This is a genomic window from Marinomonas balearica, from assembly GCF_004362145.1.
Taxonomy (GTDB): Bacteria; Pseudomonadota; Gammaproteobacteria; order Pseudomonadales; family Marinomonadaceae; genus Marinomonas; species Marinomonas balearica.
In genome coordinates this window covers 156,537-178,355 of the sequence record NZ_SNXC01000013.1, presented here as the reverse complement: position 1 = coordinate 178,355, position 21,819 = coordinate 156,537, and the positions used below count along the sequence as shown (strand labels likewise).

The following is a 21,819-nucleotide window of genomic DNA, read 5'->3' as shown; positions in this document are numbered from 1 at the left end:
CCACGCCAATCTTTTAAAAAAGGCCATCAGGGTATCTCTGATGGCCTTTTTTATGGGTGTTAGTTTGTTTTGTTTGCATGAATCTTAATTCAGGGTTTATGGGGTGATTCTTTTATTCTTTAGTTTATGAGAATCATTTACAATCGTAAGGCTTTGTTTTTATTTGGAGTCTTATGGTGAATCATCTATCTATGTCTGAGTTGTCGCAATCAACCTTAATCGACATCGTTCAAGCTCAGCGTTATGGAGCAGAGTATCAGCCTATCGTCTCATTGGAGACAGGGGAGACTTTTGGGTATGAGGCCTTGTCGAGGTTTTACGATAAGCAAGGTGACCTTGTGCGCCCTGATGTTGTGTATGCAGCACTGCATGATAATCCAATTACCTTGTTCCAAGTTGAGTACGCGCAAAAAAAAGTTCAATTAGGTAATGCGGATAAATCAAAAACGTTATTTGTAAACTTGGATCAGGATGCATTTTTTGCCGCAGGGACTGAAGCGCTTGATTGCCCATTTATGCAGCTTGTTAAAGGCTATGGCAGAGACAAGGTCGTCGTGGAGTTGATTGAGAATTCGGAAGTTAATGATGCTCTGATGAGTCTCACGATGATAGAGGCTTTCTCTTCGCTCGGTATTGGAACAGCGATAGATGACCTGTGTAATCCTAGGTCGATGATATCGATTGCAGTTATGCAGCTTGTTGATTGGGTGAAGCTGGATAAATATGTCGTAACCATGAAGCATGATAAGAATTTTATGCTCTTTGTCAAAAAGATGATCGAGTTCGCAAAGTTAACGAATAAAAACATAATTTTAGAGGGTGTAGAGAGTAGAGAAGATCTTGAATTTGCTAGATATTTGGGGGTGGATTTTGTTCAAGGCTTCTATTTTAGGGAGCGGTTTTTGGTCGTTAAGCCATAGAGTTCCCCTTTTTTTATGATATAGTCCAAACCATTGATTCTAAAGCTATTGATAAATGACGACCTGTGTAAGATACTTAAAACTCATCCATATAGACTTTGTGAGAAGAGAAGGAACTATATATGCTTAAAAAAACGCTCGTTAGTATTGCTGTGTCGGGTGTGCTATATGTTTCTAGTAGTAATGCATTAGAGTTGGGCGAGTTAACATCCCGCTCCAAGTTGGATGAGCCCTATAGAGGGGAGATCAAATTAAGTGATGCTCCAGGCTTATCTCCTCAGGACATTACTGTTCGATTAGGATCTGAAAGCGAGTTTAAACAAGCTGGATTAACTCCTACACGTGTACTATCTCGTTTATCTTTTCAAGTCGCACGTGAAAACGGTGAGCTTGTAGTATTGGTGCAGTCAGAAGCCCCTTTAGAAACAAAAGAATTAAAATTTGTTTTAGCTGCAAAATGGCCTAACGGTCAGGTTGTTAGAGAGTATCAAACGCCTGTTGCTGCTTCTGCGCTTGTAGACAAAGCTTCTCCAGAAGTTGTGCAATCTGCAAAGCAGTCTAATGCTCCTGCCCCAGTACGAGAAGAAACAGTACCTTTCGAGAAAGAAGGTCGATCGGCGCAACGCCTAGGATCAGGTGGGCAACGCAGTGTTCAGAAAGGTAATACGCTTTGGTCGATTGCCAAAGGTAATATACCGACCAATCAGCTAACCATCTATCAAACAATGATGGCCATTCAAGCTCTTAATCGCGAATCCTTCGTAGCGAACAACATAAACCTTTTAAAAGAAGGTACAGTTTTGCGTTTGCCTACCGAGGAGCAGATCGAGCTCTTCAATCGTACTGCTTCAAAAGAAGAGTTTGAACGCCAGCATCAAGCATGGGTCGCTCTCAAGCAAGCGGGCGGCATTAAATCTATCATTGAACAGGCTCAATTAAATACGCAGGCGAAATCTAAAACAGCCCCAGCGCCCGTTGTAGATACTGATGCGAAGCTTACGTTGGCTTCTGGTCAAAGTGAACTTCCTGAGGAAGAAGCAAGCTCTAATCCTGCACAAGCTGCCAAATTGGCGGAAATGGAAGATAAGCTGTCTGCGACTCAAGAAAACTTAGATAAAGAACTTCGAGAAAAAGAAGAGTTGTCAGGTAAATTGAGTGAGCTTAATTCACAGTTCGAAACCCTTGAAAAACTAATCAGCCTCAAAGATAAACAAATGGCTGAATTACAACGTCAATTCACAAGTGCTCAGCAAGCATTGCAAGAGCAAAAAAATACCGTTGATCAATTGTTAGAGGCTGACCAACTTCGTAGAGAGCAGGCTCAGGCTGAAGCTGATTCTTGGACGAATAAGATCTTTGGCAACCCTATAGTGCTTTCTATTGCTGGTGTTGTAATGTTGCTGCTTGGCTTCTTGGTGGGGATGTTGGTTAAACGCTCGGGTAAAAAGAAGCTTGAGGAAGATAACTCAATGGATGAGTTTGATCTCTCGGATGTTGCGCCAGTTGCGGCAGCAGCGTCTGTCGCCGCTTCTGAATCAGTGGAATCTGCACCAGACCCATTAGATGATCCTTTTGAAGATGCGAAAGAGTTGGAAGAAGAAGACCCATTTGCATTCGATTTTGATTCTGATACTCAAGAAGATTCAGTAGCGGCATTTGATGAATTCGATGATGTTGATCAAGATGTTGCTTCTGTCGATGATATTTCAAATGAAGCGTCGCTTGATGATGAGTTTGATCCACTTGCTTCATTGGAAGCAGAAATGGATGAGCTAGCCGACGATGAACCGCTCGAAGAAGGTTTGGACGATGCTTTTCCAGAGCTAGAGTCAGAAGAAGTTGAGCAGATTCCAACTATGGATGAAGTTGCTGATGATGATTCGCTAGATGATGATCTTGATTTGGATGAACTTGATTCAAATACCGATTCTGATCTTGAGGAACTATCGGACGACGATGCATTCGAGGAGTTGCCAGATGTTGGTGATAGCTTTGATGAAGCTTTGTCCACGGAAGAAGATACCTCCGAAGAAGAGGATTTCGTCAATAACCTATTGACTGATGAAGACCAAGATGATGTTGATGAAAGTGCAGTGTTTGATGAGGAGCCAAATGAAACGCTTGCTCAATCAATAGAAGAATCTTTGTCTGAGGCTCAGAGCGAGTTGTCTGAGGATGATCTTGAAATACCAGAGTTTGGTGAGGCTGAAGCAGCGGCAGATGAAGAGGTTAGCGATGATGAAGAAAATATTGATTTCTTTGATGCTAGCGGCGATGAGGCTGCAACGAAACTCGATTTGGCCAGAGCTTACATGGATATGGGTGACGAAGAGGGTGCCCGTGTTATACTTGAAGATGTAATTGAAACGGGTAATGAGCAACAAATTGCCGAAGCTGAAAGTATGATGGAGCGCATGTTCCCAAGTGAGTAAAAAGAAAGTTGTCTTAGTCGTCGAATATGACGGCTCGCGTTATAAGGGCTGGCAAGCTCAAAAATTTGATGTTGATACAGTTCAGGAAAAATTAGAATTCGCTTTATCCAAAATTGCTAATCACAGTGTTGGTGTGGTCTGTGCAGGCCGCACAGACTCTGGTGTGCACGCAAGCTCTCAAGTTGTTCATTTTGAAACGCATTCCGAGCGCCCTTTAAGGGCATGGACTTTAGGGGTAAATACTCATTTGCCTCCCGACATTGCTGTCGTGGCGGCAAACTATGTTTCGCCCGATTTTCATGCTCGATTCAGTGCGTTAACTCGCCGGTATCGTTATGTAATCTATCAATCTGAATTTCGTCCAGCTGTTTTAGCTAAAGCAGTGACTTGGACCTACAAACACCTCGATGAAAACAAAATGCGCGAAGCTGCGAAATGTTTTGTTGGAGAGCATGATTTCTCTTCTTATCGAGCTATCGGGTGTCAAGCTAACAGTCCCATCAGAACGGTACTTAATTTCTCTGTAGAGAAGCTGGGACAATATATCGTGCTTGATATACGGGCGAACGCGTTTCTTCATCATATGATCCGTAATTTTGCTGGCGTATTGATGGCGATAGGTGCAGGTGAAAAGCCTGTTTCGTGGGCGAAGCAGGTGTTGGATGCAAGAGATCGTACGCAAGGCGGGGTAACTGCGCCACCTCATGGTTTATATTTTGTTGACGCTCAATATGCGAGTGAATTTTGTGTTCCTCAGGTGCCTTTAGGTCCTCATTTTTTACCGTTTAGAGACGAGGCGGTGCTCGATGGCTAGAGTCAAGATATGTGGTATTACCAATTTAGAGGATGCATTGTTTGCTATTGAGTGTGGGGCGGATGCACTCGGCTTTGTATTTTACTCTAAAAGTCCTAGATATGTGACTCCACAAGTAGCAAACAATATTGTCTCAAAATTACCGCCATTTGTAGCACCCATTGCACTGTTCGTGGATGCAAGCAATGAGCAGGTAAATGATGTTATTTCAGGTAGCTCTCGGTGGGTTATACAGTTTCATGGTAATGAGCAGCCGGAAGAGTGTGCCTCCTATGGTGTATCGTATATTAAAGCTCTTAGAATGAAGCCGGATCTGAATCTCACTACAGAATTCGAGCGGTTTTCTAGTGCAGTGGCGATCCTTCTAGATGCATATAAAGCAGGCGTTCCTGGTGGAACAGGAGAAACTTTTGATTGGGAAAGGATACCTCGGACATCTGATAAACCTATTATTCTTGCTGGCGGCCTTACGCCAGAAAATATTACCCAAGCTGTGATGCAGGTCTCCCCCTATGCTGTTGATGTTAGTGGCGGTGTCGAGGAAACGAAAGGGAAAAAAGATTTCATCAAAGTAAAAGATTTTATATTTAAAGCGAAAAGCTGGAGCAAACAGTGAGTAATAAAATGAACTCAAACTTGCCGGACGAAAACGGACACTTTGGACAATTTGGTGGCGTATTTGTTTCTGAGACGCTTATGTCAGCGTTAGACGATTTGACGCATATGTATGAAGAATTGTCGAAGAGCGCTGAGTTCCAAGCTGCGTTTGATAACGACCTTGCTCATTATGTGGGCCGTCCTTCGCCGTTGTATTTTGCGGAACGCCTAACGAATCAAGTGGGCGGAGCTAAAATTTATTTTAAGCGAGAAGATCTGAATCATACGGGCGCGCATAAAATAAACAATGCGATCGGTCAGGCTTTGCTAGCAAAACACATGGGTAAACCGAATATTATCGCTGAAACCGGTGCGGGTCAGCACGGTGTCGCTACGGCTACTGTCGCAGCGCGATTGGGGTTGAATTGTAAGATCTTTATGGGCGAAGAGGACATTCGTCGTCAAACTCTAAATGTTTATAGAATGAAGTTGCTTGGTGCGGAAGTGGTGCCAGTAAGCTCCGGCACCAAGACATTGAAAGATGCATTGAATGAAGCGATGCGTTACTGGGTAAGTAACGTAGATGATACGTTTTATATTATTGGAACGGCCGCAGGGCCGCACCCATATCCTATGATGGTGCGTGATTTCCAAGCTATTATTGGTCGTGAAACGAAAGAGCAAAGTATTGCTCATGAAGGGCGTCTTCCGGATGCGCTTGTTGCTTGTGTTGGTGGCGGGTCAAATGCAATCGGTATGTTTTATCCGTTTATTGATGATGTGCAAGTGCAAATGTATGGTGTGGAACCGGGTGGTTATGGTTTGGAGACAGGGCAGCATGCTGCGCCATTGTCGGCTGGCAAACCTGGTGTGTTACACGGGAATCGCACCTATGTGATGGCTGATGACGACGGTCAAATTCTAGGTACACACTCGATATCTGCAGGACTTGATTACCCTGGTGTAGGGCCTGAACATGCGTGGTTGAAAGACTGCGGACGAGCAAATTATGTTGTTATTGATGACAATGAGGCGATGGACGGATTTCGAACGCTCACTAAGGTTGAAGGTATAATGCCAGCACTAGAGTCGAGTCATGCAGTTGCTTACGGAATGAAACTGGCTAAAACCCTACCTAAAGATCAGATTGTGGTCGTTAATCTATCTGGTCGGGGGGATAAAGATATACATACAGTAGCTTCGCTTGATGGTGTAGAGGTTTAAGATGAGTCGAATTAATAATTGCTTGATCAACCTTAAAGCGGAAGGGCGTAAAGCGCTAATTCCTTATGTCACAGCAGGGGATCCTACACCTGATCACACTGTTACGATAATGCAAGCTCTAGTTAAAGGTGGAGCTGATATTATTGAGCTCGGAATGCCGTTTTCTGATCCAATGGCGGACGGTCCAGTGATCCAGCTAGCATGCGAACGCGCGCTTGAAGCAGGCACAAGTGTTCGTTCTGTATTGGCGTCAGTCAAAACGTTTCGAGAGTCAGATCAGGATACGCCAGTTGTTTTGATGGGGTACTTGAACCCAATAGAGTTCTATGGCTATGAAAGCTTTGCAAAAGATGCGGCCGCAAGCGGTGTTGATGGTGTTTTATTAGTAGATCTGACTCCAGAAGAGGCGACAGATGTAGTAGAATACTTCCGCAGTCAGAATATTGACCTGATTTATCTGCTCGCACCTACTACAACGATGGCGCGCGCTAAAAAAATCTGTGATTTAGCGAGTGGTTATGTGTACTACGTATCAGTGAAAGGTGTAACTGGATCTGCTACGTTGGACGTTGAAAGTGTGCGTGAACATGTAGAAAAGCTTAGAAGCGTGACGAATCTGCCTATTGGCGTTGGTTTTGGTATTAAAAATGCTGAAACAGCGTCTGCCGTTAGTGCATGTGCAGATGGTGTTATCGTAGGCAGTGTCTTGGTGAATACCATCGCTGAATCAAAGAATGAAGACAAAGAATTTATTGCTCAAGCCTTGGCAAATGTACTGAGTCCTATGCGAGAGGCAATGGACAGCTAGGCTTGAATGAGTTTTGGAGAATAAAATGAGTAGTTGGTTAGATAAATTTGTACCGTCAATCGTAAGAAGCGAATCAAAGCGCGGTCAAAATTCAGGTGTGCCAGAAGGTTTATGGAAGAAATGTCCTAAATGTGACAACGTTTTATACCGCCCTGAACTAGAAAAGAATCAAGATGTTTGTCCTAAATGTGAGCATCACATGCGTGTAAGTGCGCGCCGACGTCTCGATTTGTTTTTGGATAAAGAAGGGCGCACCGAAATTGGAGCCCACCTAGAGCCAGAAGATAAACTGAAGTTTAAAGATTCTAAACGCTACAAAGATCGTATCGTGGCTGCCCAAAAAGCAACGGGAGAGAAAGATGCTCTAGTTGCAATGGAAGGTGCTCTCAATGGGCTTCCAGTGGTAGCGGTTGCATTTGAGTTTAGCTTCTTAGGCGGTTCAATGGGTGCGATTGTAGGCGAGCGATTTATTCAGGCTGTAAATGTTTGTTTAGAAAAACGAGTTCCTCTTGTATGTTTCTCTGCAAGTGGTGGTGCTCGTATGCAAGAAGCTTTGATCTCCTTAATGCAAATGGCGAAAACGTCCGCTGCATTGGAAAAAATGAAGCAACAAGGCTTGCCGTATATTTCAGTAATGACTGATCCAGTATTTGGTGGTGTATCTGCGTCGCTTGCGATGTTGGGTGACTTGAATGTTGCTGAACCAAATGCGTTGATTGGTTTTGCAGGGCCGCGTGTTATTGAGCAAACAGTTCGCGAAACTTTGCCGGAAGGGTTCCAGAGAAGTGAGTTTTTGTTGGATAAGGGCGCGTTAGATATGATTATTAAGCGACACGAAATGCGTGATCGTTTGTATAACGTTTTGTCAATTCTTACCCATAAGGTCGCGTAAATTAATGACCGGTAAGTCATTATCAGATTGGCTCTCATATATTGAGAGCCAACACACCTCAGAAATCGAACTAGGCTTAGATCGAGGCCTGAAAGTACTTCAAGATCTCAATCTGATCCGCCCCCATAAAAAGGTGATCACGGTTGCAGGTACGAATGGTAAAGGCTCAACGTGTCAGCTTATTACTCAGTATTTGATATCAATCGGCCGCACAGTCGGTACCTATACTTCACCTCATTTTCTCTATTTTAACGAACGCGTTGCACTAAATGGTGCAAACTGTTCTGATGAGTTGCTAATTCGTGCGTTTGAAAGAATTGAAGCCGTTCGAAAAGATATTCCACTAACTTATTTCGAATTCTCAACTTTGGCTGCATTGCTTATTTTTTCAGAGTCGAACTTAGATTATTGGGTACTTGAAGTTGGTTTAGGTGGCCGCTTAGATTCTGTTAATATGGTTGACACTGATTTGGCTGTTGTGACGTCAATTGCATTAGACCATGTTGATTGGCTTGGTGATTCGTTGGAAGTCATAGCGAGAGAGAAAGCGGGTATATCGCGTCCAGAAAAACCAATAGTTTCCGGAGTCGTTACGCCTCCCGACTCTATATCGGACGTTGCTTCTCGTATTGGCGCACCGTTATATCAGAAAGGCAAAGATTTTACTTATCGTATCGACTCAGATCAGAGCTGGACTTGGCAATCTAAACAGCATCACTTTTCAAACCTGCCGTTACCTTCGCTTCCCATTGAAAATGCCGCAACTGTAATGCAGGTATTGACGCTGCTAGACGAGCCTATTACTCAAGAACACTTGGTTAGTCTGTTTGCTAATACGACTTTAAGAGGTCGCTTTGAGTTAGTGGAGCACGAGCCAGATGTCTATATTGATGTAGCGCATAATCCAGAGGCTGCGAAAGAGCTCAAAAGCCGTGTATCAAACCTAGCATCTAAGCCTATTGCTGTTGTTGGTATGTTGAAAGATAAGGATGTTTCTAGTGTATTGGCTACTTTAGAAAATGTGTTTGAATCGTGGTATGTGTGCAGCTTGAATGCGCCTCGTGGTGCGGTTAAAGAGGAGTTGCTAGAGTGTATTGAATCAAATGCATTTGGCTTTGATGCATTTGAACATGCTTATAACGAAGCAGTAACGGAGGCCCGAAATAAAGGGTGTTCGGTAGTTGTTTTCGGCTCTTTTGTGACAGTGTCCCAATATCTTGAATTGCATAACGTGTAGAAAAGGGAAGCAAAATGGTTTTGGATAATACTTCTAAACATCGATTGGTTGGGGCTGGCATTATGATTGTATGTGCGGCGATTGTACTGCCAATGGTGTTGGATGGTGAAAAACCAGCTGAACTTGACATCGTAATTAATATACCCGAGCCACCTCCATTAGTTGTGCCAGTTATACAGCCTGTGCAAGCCTTAAAAGACAGCCAAGAAAATATCTCGGCAAGTGATATTAAGCTCATTTCTAATAATGCTCAAAACAAGCCTGACAGTGGTGCCTTAAAGAATGTTGCTGAAAAGTCTACGTCTTCAAGCGAAAAAACAACAGTCTCCAAATTAGATGTAGATGAAGTTGCTAGGGGGGGGGGAGAATCTAAAGCGCCTGCCATCAAAGCTGCCCCCATTAAAAAAGCTGAGAGCTTGAAGCCTGCTGCTCGTTGGACGGTGCAAATTGCTACTTTTAAAAACAGTGCGAATGCCAGTCGTCTGGTGAATAAGCTGAAGAGTGCCGGATACCCAGCTTATAGAGTGACTACTCAGTCGTTGCATAAAGTCTTTGTAGGGCCAGAAATAAAAAGAAATTCATCAGAAAAGTCACGCAATGATATTGAAAAGGAGTTTCTTTTAAAGGGGATTGTTGTCAAGTTTTCTCCTAACTAAAAGACTTGATATTAGGCTTGGAAAAAGGCGAGCTTCTGTTAAACTGCCTCGCTGAAATTTAGAGGAAAATATGAACGAGTTGGGCGCAATATCTACCGTAGATTGGTTAATAATCGCAGTCGTTATACTGTCTTCATTGCTAAGCTTGAAGAGAGGATTTATAAAAGAAGTGCTTTCCCTAGTGACATGGGTGATTGCCTTTGTTGTGTCAGTGAAATTTTCCGGTAATTTGCAAACTCTATTAGTTGAGCAAGTTCAAAACGAACAGATTCGATACATTGTCTCGTTTGTCTCACTGTTTATTGCAAGTTTAGTGATTGGTGCTCTAGTTAGCTTTTTATTGGGCTCGTTAATTCAGGTTACAGGGCTTAGTAGCACCGATCGAGTTTTGGGTATGGTCTTTGGCTTTGCTCGCGGAAGCTTAATTGTTGTCGCGTTCGTATCGTTGCTTAGCTTGAGTCCAGCGATCGAAAAAACACCTTTTTGGCAGTCGTCGCAGCTCATTCCTCAGTTAGTTATTATGAAAGATTGGGTACGTGAAATGTTAGGCAAGGGGAGTGAAATGATTGATTCCTCCCTTATTGAACGTACTTTTAGTAGTTAAGCCTTTATTAAAAAAGGCCGATAGAAAACAAAAGGGTGAAAACCCTTCCCCAACACGAGGTGATTTTAATGTGTGGTATCGTTGGTGTTGTTAGCACTTCGATGGTTAATCAGGCTATCTTTGATGCATTGACTCTTCTTCAGCATCGTGGGCAAGATGCTGCAGGGATGGTGACTAGCCATGAAGGCGGTTTATGCTTGAGAAAGGATAATGGTCCTGTGAGCGAAGTGTTCCGCACTCGCCATATGAAAAAACTATTGGGCAATATTGGTATTGGTCATGCCCGTTACCCAACAGCCGGCACATCCAGTTCTGCGGAAGCACAACCGTTTTACGTAAACTCTCCGTATGGTGTTTCGCTAGCTCACAACGGAAACCTTACTAATACAGACAAGCTAAAACGAGAAGTGTTTGAGTCTGATTTAAGGCACATAAATACAACTTCCGACTCTGAAGTGCTTTTAAATGTGCTAGCGCATGAATTGCACGAAGAAAGTAAATTGGTTCCGACACCTGATGATATATTTAATGCGCTTGAGCGCGTTTATAAGCGAATTGAAGGTGGATACGCAGTTGTTGCGTTGATTACTGGGTACGGTATTCTTGCTTTTCGTGATCCTGATGGAATACGTCCTTTAATCTATGGGTCTCGTGAAACCGAAAATGGTATCGAGTACATGGTTGCTTCTGAGAGTGTCGCGCTTGATGCCGCAGGGTTCAAAATAGAACGTGATATTCGACCAGGCGAAGCGATGTTTTTTGATGTTGAGCATAATGTTCATGTGCGTCAATGCACTCCTGAAAAGGTCGCTCGCCCTTGTTTGTTTGAATACGTTTATTTTGCACGCCCAGACACTGTCATTGACAATATTTCTGTTTATAAAGCCCGTATCAATATGGGTGATGCGCTGGCGGCTAAGATAAAGCGCGAGTGGGGTGATCTTGAGATCGATGTCGTTATCCCAATTCCAGACACTAGTCGAACCGCAGCTCTTCAAATTGCCCAAACGATGGGTATTCCATTTCGTGAAGGGTTGGTTAAAAATCGCTATATTGGCCGTACGTTTATCATGCCTGGTCAGACGGTTCGTAAGAAGTCCGTTCGTCAAAAGCTTAATCCTGTTCCGTTTGAATTCAAAGATAAAAACGTCTTGCTTGTAGATGACTCAATCGTTCGCGGTACAACAAGTCGTGAAATTATTGAAATGGCACGAGAGGCGGGTGCGAAGAAGGTATTCATTGCATCTGCGGCACCAGAAGTTCGCTACCCTAACGTATATGGTATTGATATGCCTGCTGCGGAAGAGTTAATAGCGCATGAGAGAAACGTCGAAGAGATATGTGAACTGATTGGAGCAGATGGCCTGATCTTCCAAGATTTGGAGGATCTAAAGAGCGCGTGTGTCGACGAGAAGCATTCTGATGTGCGAGAGTTTGATACATCTGTTTTTGATGGCAGTTACATTACAGGAAATATTACGGCCGAATACCTCTCTAACTTGGCGACATCGAGAAATGACGCCAAGAAAAATAAATTAGAGACTATTGTATCAAGTGATATGTTGTATCCTATGTAGAATAGAATGACGCTCGTAAGTAAAATGAGCTTTATCATATGGAGAAAAATAGCCAGCCTTTAGGTCTGGCTATTTTGTTTTACGGTAGACTGCCTTGTTGGCAGATTTTGGAGATAGAAAGATGTCTGAGTATAAAAATGCGACTAATGCAATTCATGCAGGTGTTCGTCAGACTCAAGAGCAGGAAAATAGTGAGGCTATTTTCACGACTTCTAGTTTTGCCTATGGCTCCGCTGCGGAAGCTGCTGCGAAGTTTGGGGGAGATGAGGATGGTAATATTTATTCTCGTTTTACAAATCCTACCGTAGAAATGTTTGAAAAAAGATTAGCTGTTATGGAAAAAGGTGAGGCCGCGATAGCAACTGCGTCGGGTATGGCTGCACTGATGACAATGGCCTATAGTCTTCTTAAGCAAGGTGATCGAGTTGTTTGTTCAAGGAACATATTTGGCTCCTCAATAAAGTTCTTTAATGCCTATACCGTTAAGTTTGGCGTCGAAGTTATTTATGTTGATGCAACTGACTACGACGCTTGGGAAGATGCAATTAACGCTAATACTCGACTCTGCTACTTTGAAACGCCTTCTAATCCATTGTACGAGGTCGTAGATGTAGAGCGAGTTTCTGCCTTGGCTCACGCAAAAGGAGCGTTGCTTTGCGTTGATACGGTTCTGGCTACGCCAGCATTGCAAAATCCCTTAACACAAGGTGCGGATATTGTGATGCAATCTGCGACTAAGTTTATTGATGGACAAGGACGGAGTCTTGGTGGCGCGTTAATTTCATCTCAAGAAATTGTTGAGCACTTTGTTGCGTTTATGCGCAGTGCTGGTCCAACGATGAGTCCGTTTAATGCATGGATTTTACTTAATGGGCTGGAGACGCTGGAATTGCGCATGAAGGCTCACTCTAAAAATGCACTTCAGTTGGCTCAGTATCTTGAGCAGCATGCCAAAGTGAAAAAGGTGAATTACGGTGGATTGCCATCGCATAAATCTCACGAGCTAGCTAAAAAGCAGCAGAAGGATTTTGGTGGTTTGTTGTCTTTTGAACTTGAAGGTGGCAAAGAGGCTGCGTGGGGTTTTATAGACCGTGTGCAGCTTATGTCGATCACCGGCAATTTGGGCGATACAAAAACGTTGGTTACTCACCCTGCCACTACGACACATGGGCGCCTTTCTCCAGATGAGAAAGAAGCGGCAGGAATAGCAGATGGGTTGGTTCGAATCTCAGTGGGTATTGAGGATATTTCAGATATTATCGAAGACGTTGAGCAAGCACTTAATGGAATTTAATTGTGTTTTTGTTATTTTCTGCTGATATTAATATCTTTTACTTCTCTATGGATATTAGCGGTAGAAAGTGAAATGTGGCGGTTGCATCTTTATGATGCGATCGTTATATCAGACGATTAAAGATCCTGTTGACTGTATGTCTGGTTGGCTATGGTGATTCAAAGCTCAGTTAAGCGTCTAATTCGTTGCTTTCTGTTATCCCTAATAGCATTTCTTCTTCGTGTTTCTTTCGTTCTAATGATGCTTGTCTTAATGCTATTTTTTGAGTTTCTAATACGAGTTCTTCTACAAAAGTTAGAACACGCTCCTCGGCTTGAATAAAAGCCCATCCAGAACGCTCTTCCTGTTGGTAAATTTTTCTCGCAATTACTTTCCCAATGATGATCTCATCTCTATCGACAATGAATGCCGTCAAAGAGCCATTCTGTGGTAAGGGGGTGGTGGAGTCGCTCGTTAAGGATAAAGCGACGCCGCTTACGCTGATGTCCATGCAACGGAATGTGTTTTCGTTGTTGCTAAACTGAACTGAGCAGCCGTTCGGAATAACTCGCACTGCTTCACGTCGTTCAGAGCTTTCATAATGTATTGCTGAGGCGTCTTCCATATCTGTTTCCTTCCCAATTTTTACTGGGCGTTCTTATTCAGTATTGTCCTTATTTCGCTCTAATACAAATTCAGCTCGCCTATTTAGTGCGCGGTGCTCTGGTGTATCGTTCGGCACAAGTGGAATTACATCGGCGTAGCCTGTCGCAGTCATTCTTTCGGGCGGTATACCTTCTGATAAAAAGTATCGTAATGTGGTGGTTGCGCGTATTGCGGAGAGCTCCCAGTTGCTTGGGAATCGAGCGGTATTAATGGGAATGTTGTCGGTGTGACCCTTTATGCTGATATTGTACTCAGGGTACCTTATAAATATTTGAAGGAGTGTCTCAAATATCGGTTCTCCGCTCCACAAGATATCCGCTTCTCCCGACTCAAATAGAGAAGCACCATCAACGCGGATAGTAATTCTTTCTCCGTCTTCAAAGACAGCCACTTGGGATTCTAAGTTTTGACCTGCGAATTTATTGGCGGCATCATTTGCAATTTCATTGACGTGCTCTCGTTCAACTTCATCAATTGGTTCTTTTGAATACGTTAAATCAGCTTCTGTTGCTAATTGAGGGTCTACTGGTTTTATTGTTTCGGTTCCCCCACCCGAATAAAGGTTAGGGTCTAGGCGAGTTAAGGCCCCGTTACTGTTTAGTGCAATTTGAATTGACGAAAGGGCGCTAACTAGTGTGTCTTCAGTGAGTTTAGATAAACTGTATAAGAGTATAAAAAATACCAACAGCAGCGACATAAGATCTGCATACGTCACTATCCATGCTGCTACCTCTTCATCTTCTACAAATGGGTCTTGCAAAGTTAATCTCCCATTCCGGCAGGTTTTCTTTGATGGGCTGGCACGTAAGAAGAAAGACGTTCATATACGGCTAAATAATTATTGCTTCCTAAAAGACTCACAGTGCCGTCTCTGATAATTTCTAACGTTTGTATCTCTAGTATAGTCCGAGCTTTCAATTTTCCTGCAATCGGGTTAAAAATAACGGTCGATAGGAGAGAGCCATAGAAGGTTGTTAGTAGGGCAACAGCCATAGAAGGGCCAATGGCCTCTGGGTCATCCATTTGTGCTAGCATTTGGATCAATCCAATAAGAGTACCGAGCATACCAAATGCTGGAGCGTATACGCCCATTTTTTTGAATACGTCCTGCACTACGTAATGGCGCATTCGCAATGAGTTGATGTCTGCTTGAAGGGTGTGGCGAATATAGTCTTCATCTGATGCGTCCGATGCCATGTTCATCGCACGTTTTAGAAAAGGCGATTCAGCGTCTACTCGACTTAAAGCGATTAAGCCTTCCCTTCGAGCGATCTTGGTGATTTGAAGCATGGTTGCGATCATCGCTTGTGGGTTCTGTTTATCTTGACCGAAGACAATGAATGCCGCTCTCAAGGCTGACATTGTATCGCGGAATTGAAAAGTAACGAGTGTTGCAGCTATGGTGCCTCCGACAACAATCATGATCCCCGGCACATTAACAAAGATTGATATGTCGCTACTGCCGAGAAAAATGGCAGAGATAATTAGGGCTATACCGGAAATGATGCCTATGAATGATGCGAAATCCATTGAGTATTCACCTAGTTTGCTTTTGAATGGAATATACTGACATTATGTATAGCAATAGTCGTTGATACAAGTCGAAGAGTTGAAATTTCTTTGATATCAGCCAATTGCACGCCCCAATTTTTATAAAAAGGGGCGCGAATTGTTTAAGCTTGTCCGAGTGCATTAAGTTGTTTTCGTTCGGCTCGACGATAGCCGAGCACCAACAAGCAGGGAGTGAGGATAAGTGTTAGAGGTGTGGCAAACGTTAATCCACCAGCGATCGCGGTTGACAGTTGTGTCCACCATTGCGCTGACGGTGCGCCGACACTAATAGTTTGATGAACCAAATCAATGTTGAGTTGAAACACCATCGGAACCAAACCTAGTATTGTGGTAATCGTTGTTAACATTACCGGTCGTAGCCTTTGGACACCTGTGCGTACTGCAGCTTCTCTAACTTTCATGCCTTGTTTGCGCAATCCATTGAAGGTGTCGATCAATACAATGTTGTTGTTCACCACAATGCCTGCAAGCGCAATAACGCCTACACCGCTCATAACAATGCCAAACGGTTCGCCTTTTAGCATCAAGCCTATTAATACACCCATGGTGGAGAAAATAACGGCACTTAATATAAGCAGGCATTGGAAGAAGTTATTAAATTGCGTGACCAGAATAATCGCCATAATAAAGAAAGCGATTCCAAACGCTTTCATTAAGAAGGTTTGGCTCTTTTGCTGATCTTCTGTGTTACCCCTAAACTCAAACTGTAATGTGTCAGGTAGATCCGTTGCTACGAGTTCTGCACGAATGTGTTGAATCACTTGGTCAACAACTAAGCCATCTTTCACATCGGCTTTGATGGTGATGGATTTCTTACCACCAACTCGATTAACGATGCCTTGTTTTGGAGCTGCGTAGCGAGTAACGAAATTGCTGATTGGAACAGGTCCTTCATTTGATGTGATATGAAGTTCGTCAAGCTGTCCAAGGCTTCTTTGTTCCACGGGATAGCGCAATACAATGTCAATCTTATCGTCTGCGCCTTCGGGTAAGAAGTCGCTCAGGACAATCCCCGTAGTAACCAGCTTAGTTACATTGCCGAGAGTGTTTACGCTGACGCCATATTCAGCCGCTTTTGCTCTATCAACGTCCATACGCCACTCAATACCCGGTAAGGAGCGATCATCGCTAACGCTGATGATTTCATCACGTGCACGTAGCTTTTTGGATATTTCTTTGGCAGCTTCATTTAAAACGCCAGTGTAGGCAGAAGACAATTGTAGCTCGATATCCGAACCGGATTGAGGCCCACCTTGTTGAACTTCTGATCGAACCTCTATACCCGGCACCGAACGTGTTTTTTCACGAATTTCTTCTAGAATGAGGCTTGCAGGACGGCGCTTATACCAGTCAATAAACTCCATAGAGAGTGTACCAATATTGTCTGGTGCTCCGTCTGTTTTAGGAGAGGAGTAGGTGGTTGCGACGAGGCTTTTAATGTCTGGATGTCCGACAATTAGGCGTTCGACTTGTTTTACTAATGCGTCCTTTTCATCGAGCGATAAATCGCCACGCGCTCGTATCTCCAAATTCGCTACTTCAGGCTCGATGTTTGGAAAAAACTCAACACCGTGTCCGAATTTACCATAGCTCATAAATACGCCGATCAATAGAGCGATAGCAAACAGTAAAATAACAATCGGATAATTAACAAGCCGAGCAAGCATTCGACTGTATATTCCAGTTAGTCCGCGTAACTTAGACAGGTCTCCAGATTCCGTAAGACGAAGTGTTTCCATTGTTTTTTCAGAATAAGCGCCTTTTTTACCGATAATGGAGCCTATTGTCGGTAAAACTATCAGAGCCATAATAAGTGCAGACGACAACGTTGCAATCACGGTTATCGGCATATAACGCATAAATTCGCCAACAATGTCTGGCCAAAAGAGTAGTGGCATAAAAACAGCAAGAGTTGTTGCTGTCGAAGCCGTAATAGGCCAAGCCATTCGTTTAGCGGCTTCCGCATACGCTTGTCTTTTCGAAGCACCTTCTGCTAATTTCCGGTCGGCGTATTCCGTCACAACAATCGCACCGTCAACGAGCATGCCGACACTGAGAATCAAGGCAAAAAGCACAACCATGTTGATGGTGTATCCTTGAGCGTTGAGTAGCAATATGCCTGACAAGAATGCACCGGGGATGGCTAAGCCAACCAATATGGCGGATCTTACACCTAAAGCCCAAAGGATTACGACCATAACCAATAAGGTTGCCGCCAAAACGTTGTTAAACAGATCGTTAAGAGACGTTTTTATATTGACGGATTCGTCTTGAGAAAGGCTGTATTCAATGCCCTCAGGCCAATTGCCGCTTTCATGCTTGATGACTTCCTTTACGGCATCAATTGTATTGATGATATTCGCACCAACACGCTTGGAAACACCTAACGTAATACCGCGCTGGCCATCTACACGGGCATAACTTGTTGCGTCTTCAAATGTGAGCTCACCTTCAGCGACATCTCCCAAGCGTACTACATCATTGCCGTTAACCTTGATAGGAAGTGACAGTATGTCGGCTTTCGTTTCCAACAATCCTGGAACCTTGAGAGGGTAGCGACCTGCGCCGGTATCAAGTGTTCCTGCGGCTACAAGGCGGTTATTATTTGAGACGAGATTCGCAACATCCGTCAGGACTAAATTGTAGGAGTCCAATTTTTGTTGATTAATTATAATTTCGGCTCTCTGATCTCGATCGCCGCTGATTTCAGCTTCCAGAACGCCTTGAACAGACTCGATCTCATCTTTCAGATCGTTTGCAACTCGACTTAAAGTGGCAAAGTCTGTGTTTCCAGATAGATTAACGCGTATTACAGGAAACGTAGATAGATTGATTTCGTTTACAGTTGGCTCATCTGCATCACTGGGAAGTTCGCTTTTTGCTCTGTCGACCTTGTTCTGAGCGTCAATTAGGGCTTGATCGATGTCTGTGCCTGTTTCGAACTCTAGAATAATAGAGGCGTGACCCTCCGACGCAGTGGATTTTATTTCCTTTAACCCTTCCAAATCACGTAGCTCAGTTTCCAGAGGGTGCACTAAGAGACTGTCTGCGTCTTCAGGAGAAATACCTTCCAATGAGACTGATATATAAGCCATTGGAATCGTGATGTCCGGATTACTTTCTTTTGCAATCTCAATATAGGATACCGTGCCTGAGATCAGTATCAGCACGAAAAACATCATGACGGTGCGGGATCTGGCTAATGCGGCCTCGATGATCGTCTGCATTGCTTATCTCCTTAGTGTTGAAAATGAACGTCTACTTGATCACCGACGGATACATAACCTTGCCCTACAGTTATGATGTTAACTGTGGTTGGCAAACCGATAACCCACACTTTGTCTCTTTCTTCTCGCACAATTTCAACCTGTTCAATTTGCACGATGTTATTAGGTGTAATCGTCTTAATTGACGTGTTTCCAGCGTCATTTAAGCTAATAAGTGCTGGAGAAAAGGAGTGAGCTTTTTGTTCATTCAAAATAAAGTTAACGTCTGCTGATATCCCTGAAGGGATGTCGTTGTTTTTATTTGAGATTTCAATTTCAACCGGAAGCGTTCGGGTCGAAGTGTTTGCTACACGGCTTATATATTGCACTTGACCAGTTGCATTTACACCGTTAGGCAAAGCCACATCGGCAGTCGTCCCGACGTTTACTTTCGACAAATGGGCTTGTGGAAGATTTACTTTTACGGTCACAGGGTCAATGGACACTAAATCTAATACCTGTGTACCGACACTTACGTATTGACCTTTTTCAATGTTTATATTGTTAACAATGCCAGAAAACGGGGCGCTAATAACGGCATTTTCAAGTTCGACCTGCAATGACTTTAACGTCGCACGAGCACTTGCTAAATCTGTCTCTGATTGCGCAAGCTTTACTTGAGAGGTTAGATTGTTTTTCTTCAGACGTTTTATGCCATCTAACTCAATCTTCTTTTGTTTAACTAAAGCTTTTGCTTGAGAGACATTTGCTTTAAGAGATCGAGTGTCGAAAGTAACCAGCTTTTGGCCAGCTTTCACAAAGTCGCCTTTTTTAACTGTAAGGGCGGACACTTTTCCAGAGATTGCGTTGACTAATACTTGGCTTTTGTTGGACTCAGTTTCACCACTTAGCTTAAGCGTGTTTTCAATAGTCTGAGCGGTAAGTGTTTTTACTTTAACTGAGAATAAATTCGAATCGACCGATGCAGTGGTTGAGCTACTGGTTGTACTGCTTTCGGTGTTGGAATGAGTTTCACTGGCCTGAGCATGGGTTATTCCGTTTCCTTCAGCGTACATCCAAAGTACAGCGGCTGACGCTACAGCAATAGCGCTAACAGGACCTAACTTGCTTTTTAGGCTCATTCTAAGTGCTCCATATCATAAAATTTAAACAAAACCATATGTTCCGTTGCAAAAATCATACACTAATGCGTTTGTTGAAAAACATTATAGAGATAAGACGAACGGGGATATATGGAAATAACGGGTATTTTTTAAACTGTTTTCGGTTTTTCGTATTTTAAGATCCATCGTTACGATAAAAAAATGAGTAAAAACACGGTATTGGTTAAATCTGACGCGGTATCAGTGATAACATAGCGTGAATTATAATGTGAAATATTTTACGGATAACTATGAGTTTATTATCACTCGATCAAGTAAGTGTTGCATTTGGTCACCATCCACTTCTTTCTAATATTAGTTTTTCTGCTGAGCGCGGAGAACGTGTTGCCATTATCGGTCGCAATGGTGCTGGGAAATCCACTTTTCTGAAAGTGGTATTCGGAGAGCAAATTCCTGATGAAGGTGTTGTTCGAATAGAAGGTGGTATGCGTGTGGCACAGCTTCCACAAGAGCTACCTGCTGCTGATGGCAAAACAGTTCGTCAAGTAGTGAGCGAAGGCGCCGGCGAAACCAACGAATTGCTGACCCGTTATTTTAGTTTGTTAGAAGACATGTCTACGGATCATTCTGATGAGCTTGCAAATATCCAAACAAAATTAGACGAAAGCCAAGGCTGGGATTTAGAGCAACGCGTCAACCATATGATGCAACGCTTAGCTTTGCCTGCTGATAAGTTAATGTCTGAGTTGTCCGGAGGCTGGAGACGACGAGTGATTCTAGCGCAAGCTTTGTTGAGCGCTCCAGACATATTGTTGTTGGACGAGCCGACCAACCATTTGGATGTACCTACAATTGAATGGATGGAATCTCAATTAAAACAGTTCCGCGGTTTAATCTTGTTCATTACCCACGATAGACGCTTCTTGGAAAACTTAGCCAACCGAATCGTTGAGTTGGACAGAGGTAATCTACTTTCTTTTAGCGGCCGACTATCAGAGTTTCTTGTTTTCAAGGAAAAGCAGCTTGAAGAAGAAGAGCGAGCGAACGCACTTTTTGATAAAAAGCTCGCGGAAGAAGAGGTTTGGATTCGTCAGGGAATAAAAGCACGACGTACGCGAAATGAAGGCCGAGTTAGAGCATTAGAAGCATTGCGCGACGAGCGAAAAGAACGCATTGATCGCCAAGGGAATGCGAAAATGAAGCTCGGTTCCAATGAAAAATCAGGTAAATTGGTTGCGGAATTTACTCAAGTAGCTCATGCGTTTGAAGATAAAACAATCTTAAAACCTTTGGACCTTGTTGTATCTCGCGGTGATCGAGTTGGCTTGATTGGGCCAAACGGTTGCGGTAAAAGTACGTTTCTTAGAATTCTCTTAGGTCAGTTAGAGCCATCATCCGGAACCGTACGCCAAGGCACAAAACTCAACATTGCGTATTTTGATCAGCTTAGAGAACAGCTCGATCCAGAGAAAACCGTCGCAGACAATGTCGGTGAAGGCAAAGACACAATAGAAGTGGAAGGAAGAAGTCGTCATATCATTGGCTATCTGCAAGACTTTCTATTTCCACCTGAACGTGCTCGTACTCCAGTAAAAGCCTTATCTGGAGGAGAGCGAAATCGCGTATTGCTCGCTAAACTGTTTACCAAACCTGCAAACTTGTTGGTAATGGATGAGCCGACCAATGATCTCGATGTTGAGACGCTTGAATTGCTGGAAGAGTTATTGACTGAATACCAAGGAACGCTGCTGTTGGTAAGTCACGATAGGGCGTTTCTAGATAATGTCGTAACCAGCGTTATCGCGTTTGAAGGCAACGGTGTAGCGAAGGAATATGTGGGTGGGTATCAAGATTGGATTCGCCAAGGCGGACGATTCCCTACGGACAAAATTGAAAAAGAAGTCGAAAAAGAGCAAGATCAGGCTAAAACTACGGCAACGCCAGAAGTGTCAGAGCAAAAAACTGATACCGCACCCGCCAAGAAAAAATCAAAACTCAGTTACAAGCTGCAACGCGAGTTTGATGGTATGCCTGATTTGATCGCGACACTTGAATCAGACATAAGCGATTTACAAGAGGTCATCAGCGCTCCTGATTTCTATTCAGGTGAGCAAGCAAGCGTACAAAATACCTTGGCAAAAATGGCCGCGAAAGAAGAAGAGCTTGAGACCGCTATGGAGCGTTGGCTCGAACTTGAAGAAATGCAAAACGGATAAG

18 protein-coding genes are annotated in these 21,819 nt (G+C 43.4%); 13 read left to right on the top strand and 5 right to left on the bottom strand.

The features are described 5' to 3' along the window. Positions 1–173 precede the first annotated feature (173 nt). The 12 genes from DFP79_RS12725 (at position 174) to DFP79_RS12670 (ending at position 13,055) form a co-directional block, all read left to right on the top strand. The gene (locus DFP79_RS12725) at positions 174–920 is read left to right on the top strand and encodes an EAL domain-containing protein (protein ID WP_133504316.1); all 747 of its coding nucleotides are present in this window, start codon (positions 174–176) and stop codon (positions 918–920) included. A gap of 122 nt (positions 921–1,042) precedes the next feature. Continuing rightward, positions 1,043–3,352 (top strand): FimV/HubP family polar landmark protein, encoded by a 2,310-nt coding sequence (locus DFP79_RS12720; protein ID WP_133504315.1) that lies wholly within the window; start codon positions 1,043–1,045, stop codon positions 3,350–3,352. Further along, complete coding sequence (gene truA / locus DFP79_RS12715) at positions 3,345–4,166, top strand: tRNA pseudouridine(38-40) synthase TruA (protein ID WP_133504314.1); 822 nt, start codon at positions 3,345–3,347, stop codon at positions 4,164–4,166. Before DFP79_RS12720 ends, truA begins: the two co-directional genes overlap by 8 nt. Next, positions 4,159–4,782: a phosphoribosylanthranilate isomerase gene (locus tag DFP79_RS12710; protein WP_133504313.1), complete on the top strand. Its 624-nt coding sequence runs from the start codon at positions 4,159–4,161 to the stop codon at positions 4,780–4,782. The genes truA and DFP79_RS12710 overlap by 8 nt, the downstream gene beginning before the upstream one ends. An 8-nt stretch (positions 4,783–4,790) precedes the next feature. Further along, positions 4,791–5,987 (top strand): tryptophan synthase subunit beta, encoded by a 1,197-nt coding sequence (gene trpB, locus DFP79_RS12705; RefSeq protein WP_133504481.1) that lies wholly within the window; start codon positions 4,791–4,793, stop codon positions 5,985–5,987. 1 nt (position 5,988) lies between these two features. Further along, positions 5,989–6,795, top strand: coding sequence for a tryptophan synthase subunit alpha (trpA, locus tag DFP79_RS12700; protein ID WP_133504312.1), 807 nt, complete (start codon positions 5,989–5,991; stop codon positions 6,793–6,795). 25 nt (positions 6,796–6,820) lie between these two features. Continuing rightward, positions 6,821–7,687, top strand: coding sequence for an acetyl-CoA carboxylase, carboxyltransferase subunit beta (gene accD / locus DFP79_RS12695; protein WP_133504311.1), 867 nt, complete (start codon positions 6,821–6,823; stop codon positions 7,685–7,687). A 4-nt stretch (positions 7,688–7,691) separates the two neighbouring features. After that, the gene (gene folC, locus DFP79_RS12690; RefSeq protein WP_133504310.1) at positions 7,692–8,924 is read left to right on the top strand and encodes a bifunctional tetrahydrofolate synthase/dihydrofolate synthase; all 1,233 of its coding nucleotides are present in this window, start codon (positions 7,692–7,694) and stop codon (positions 8,922–8,924) included. Between the two features lie 14 nt (positions 8,925–8,938). After that, the gene (locus DFP79_RS12685; protein WP_243730272.1) at positions 8,939–9,580 is read left to right on the top strand and encodes an SPOR domain-containing protein; all 642 of its coding nucleotides are present in this window, start codon (positions 8,939–8,941) and stop codon (positions 9,578–9,580) included. Between the two features lie 70 nt (positions 9,581–9,650). Beyond that, positions 9,651–10,184 carry a CvpA family protein gene (locus tag DFP79_RS12680; protein ID WP_133504309.1) on the top strand — a complete coding sequence of 178 codons (534 nt, stop codon included), beginning with the start codon at positions 9,651–9,653 and terminating at the stop codon, positions 10,182–10,184. 68 nt (positions 10,185–10,252) lie between these two features. Beyond that, positions 10,253–11,761: an amidophosphoribosyltransferase gene (purF, locus tag DFP79_RS12675; RefSeq protein WP_133504308.1), complete on the top strand. Its 1,509-nt coding sequence runs from the start codon at positions 10,253–10,255 to the stop codon at positions 11,759–11,761. Positions 11,762–11,882: 121 nt separating this feature from the next. After that, positions 11,883–13,055 carry an O-succinylhomoserine sulfhydrylase gene (locus tag DFP79_RS12670; RefSeq protein ID WP_133504307.1) on the top strand — a complete coding sequence of 391 codons (1,173 nt, stop codon included), beginning with the start codon at positions 11,883–11,885 and terminating at the stop codon, positions 13,053–13,055. A 169-nt stretch (positions 13,056–13,224) separates the two neighbouring features. Here the strand turns inward: DFP79_RS12670 and DFP79_RS12665 are convergent, their stop codons facing one another. From DFP79_RS12665 to DFP79_RS12645, 5 genes are all read right to left on the bottom strand, one after another. Further along, on the bottom strand, positions 13,225–13,659 hold the full coding sequence (locus DFP79_RS12665; RefSeq protein WP_133504306.1) for a hypothetical protein: 435 nt from the start codon (positions 13,657–13,659) through the stop codon (positions 13,225–13,227). Positions 13,660–13,692: 33 nt separating this feature from the next. Further along, positions 13,693–14,460, bottom strand: coding sequence for an OmpA/MotB family protein (locus tag DFP79_RS12660; RefSeq protein ID WP_133504305.1), 768 nt, complete (start codon positions 14,458–14,460; stop codon positions 13,693–13,695). Between the two features lie 2 nt (positions 14,461–14,462). Beyond that, a complete protein-coding gene (locus DFP79_RS12655; RefSeq protein WP_133504304.1) occupies positions 14,463–15,230 on the bottom strand; it encodes a motility protein A in 768 nt (255 codons plus the stop codon). Positions 15,231–15,373: 143 nt separating this feature from the next. Then, complete coding sequence (locus DFP79_RS12650; RefSeq protein WP_133504303.1) at positions 15,374–18,499, bottom strand: efflux RND transporter permease subunit; 3,126 nt, start codon at positions 18,497–18,499, stop codon at positions 15,374–15,376. An 11-nt stretch (positions 18,500–18,510) separates the two neighbouring features. Then, positions 18,511–19,620, bottom strand: a complete 1,110-nt coding sequence (locus tag DFP79_RS12645) for an efflux RND transporter periplasmic adaptor subunit (protein ID WP_133504302.1) — start codon at positions 19,618–19,620, stop codon at positions 18,511–18,513. Between the two features lie 272 nt (positions 19,621–19,892). On the opposite strand from DFP79_RS12645, the gene DFP79_RS12640 reads away from it, so the two are divergent. Then, a complete protein-coding gene (locus DFP79_RS12640; RefSeq protein WP_133504301.1) occupies positions 19,893–21,818 on the top strand; it encodes an ATP-binding cassette domain-containing protein in 1,926 nt (641 codons plus the stop codon). Position 21,819 lies beyond the last annotated feature (1 nt).